The sequence below is a fragment of the Acidisphaera sp. L21 genome, from assembly GCF_009765685.1.
In the GTDB taxonomy this organism is placed as follows: Bacteria; Pseudomonadota; Alphaproteobacteria; order Acetobacterales; family Acetobacteraceae; genus LMUY01.
Genome location: NZ_LMUY01000161.1, coordinates 778 through 2,219, shown reverse-complemented (window position 1 = coordinate 2,219; position 1,442 = coordinate 778). Strand labels below are relative to the sequence as shown.

At 61.9% G+C, this 1,442-nt stretch carries 3 protein-coding genes; 1 reads left to right on the top strand and 2 read right to left on the bottom strand.

Annotated features, from left to right (window positions below):
- The coding region (locus GSQ76_RS30760; RefSeq protein WP_158747888.1) for a TetR/AcrR family transcriptional regulator at positions 1–653 on the bottom strand (653 nt) is incomplete at its 3' end.
- Positions 646–1,038 carry a tautomerase family protein gene (locus tag GSQ76_RS30755; RefSeq protein ID WP_158747887.1) on the bottom strand — a complete coding sequence of 131 codons (393 nt, stop codon included), beginning with the start codon at positions 1,036–1,038 and terminating at the stop codon, positions 646–648. The genes GSQ76_RS30755 and GSQ76_RS30760, both read right to left, overlap by 8 nt.
- A gap of 207 nt (positions 1,039–1,245) precedes the next feature.
- Between GSQ76_RS30755 and GSQ76_RS30750 the strand changes: the two genes are divergently transcribed.
- Positions 1,246–1,442: hypothetical protein (locus GSQ76_RS30750; protein ID WP_158747886.1), on the top strand; the 197-nt coding region annotated here is incomplete at its 3' end.

The following is a 1,442-nucleotide window of genomic DNA, read 5'->3' as shown; positions in this document are numbered from 1 at the left end:
GAGCCGGAATCCGTTACGGAGCAGATTTCACACGGTCTGCAAGACTTCTGCGCCGAAGCTCTGGAACTGTTCGACGCACGGTTGGGACGAGAGGCCGCGGCGAGCAAGGCCAAAGCGCCTTCTATGGCCTGGCTGAACAAAGCCTCGTCCTTGAACGATCGAGCGATGACGTAGCCGCCCTGGATCAAAGCAATCAGCGAGACTGCCAAACTTTCAGGGTCGATACCCGCAGAGAGCGTTTCGTCCGATTGCGCCTGCTTGAGACATCGCGCGAGGTGGGTGCGCACTGCATCGAAGTAAGCCGCGACGGGCCGCCGGAGTTGTTCGTGTTCGATCGAGGCTTCATGGACCAACCGTCCGAAACGGCAGCCGCGGAAGGCCTCGCGCTTGAGGAGGAGATAGTTCCGGACAATTTCTAGCGGCGGCGCGCTCTGCGAGAAAACCTGTTCAAGACCTGCAATGTCCTCGGCTGCGGCTTCGTCGAGCGCCGCCTCGGCGATCGCGAGTTTCGATGTGAAGTGGTGATACAGGCTTCCAGGCCTGGCATCGCTCCTCTCCTGGATATCACGAGGCGACATGGCCTCGTACCCCACCTCCCAGAGAAGGTCCTTTGTCGCTTCGACGAGTTGATCGCGCTTCGACGCCTTAGGCATGACCCGGCCCACCATTCGACTGTCCCGGGAAACGTGGCGATGTCGGGTCATTGCCTTGGAACAAGAACAGGATGTCCTGCGGTGCCAGGCCCAGTCGCTCGCCGAGCAATCTGACCGCTTCATCGGCCATCGTTTTCGCGACGGCAGGTGGCCTGTCTGCAGAGATGATCACTTCGACCAGGACGAACCGCTCCGTCCGATCCGCCTCGTAGGCGGGGTAGCGGGCGTCCACCAAGAGATCGCCCGGCGCCACTTCGAGGAATCGATGGAAGAGGTCGTTTTTCGCGAACCCGGCCGCCACCTGAGCTTCCAACATGGCTTGCGACAAAGTGGTTTTCTCGGAAGCGCTGAGGCCGCGGCGGACGGTGAAGGTGACGACAGGCATGGGACACTCCGCAGTTGAGGATGATGACCGGCGGCTGACGCCGAGGACGTGACCTTACAATTTGAGCTACTGGTATGTCAAATAAATGAACGGCTCGATCTCAGCACCGGCTGAAGGGTTCGGACGATCGCGTGATCCTGTCGAAGGCCAGACGGGCCTTGATGCTGCTTGAAACCCGGGCTGGGCGTGTGGTTCTTGCCAGGGGCCATGACCCCGACCCCGATCCCCGCCCCTTCCCATGAGACTGCCTGCGCGCCCGCATCGTTTCGGGCGGCGTTGGCGGATTTGGTGGAGGTCGGGATGCGGGTGGCCACTATGATCGGGCTTGCGGCCGATGCGGAAGCGGCGTTGGCGCAGGCGACGATGGTCGAGGTGGCGGCTGGGGGTTCAGCGATTGCGACCTC

Excerpts from the sequence above, each read along its gene's own strand:
- GSQ76_RS30755 (WP_158747887.1), bottom strand. The coding sequence starts at position 1,038 with ATGCCTGTCGTCACCTTCACCGTCCGCCGCGGCCTCAGCGCTTCCGAG.